This is a genomic window from Acidisoma sp. 7E03 (assembly GCF_054665075.1).
Map to the genome: position 1 here is coordinate 1 of NZ_BAAFHE010000072.1, position 324 is coordinate 324.

1 protein-coding gene is annotated in these 324 nt (G+C 64.2%); it reads right to left on the reverse strand.

Translation table 11 applies throughout. The features are described from left to right. Positions 1-21 precede the first annotated feature (21 nt). Positions 22-324 (reverse strand): NUDIX hydrolase (locus ACYQ6W_RS22730; protein WP_459678594.1); only part of this gene is annotated, 303 nt, incomplete at its 5' end.

Below are 324 nucleotides of genomic sequence, written 5' to 3' on the forward strand. Positions count from 1 at the left end.
CGGTCTGGCCGCGGCCGACGGTCAGACCCATTCCACGATGATCTGCGCCAGGCCTCCCTCATCCACGAGTTCCGCTGCTTCCTCCGCGCGGAACCACCGCCGCTCCCGCTGCTTCCTCTCCCGCCATTTGACGACCTCCAGCGTTACCCGCAGCGGATAGACCTCGATATGCATGAGACGCTCCTCGCCGTTCGGGAGGCGCTTGGCGTAGGGGTAGGCGCCGATGGGCTTTTTCTTCATCAGCCCCTTCACGCCGGCTTCCTGAAAGGCTTCCATTTCGGCGGCCCGGTGCGGCTTTTTGCCTTCTATCGGCCAACCTTTCGG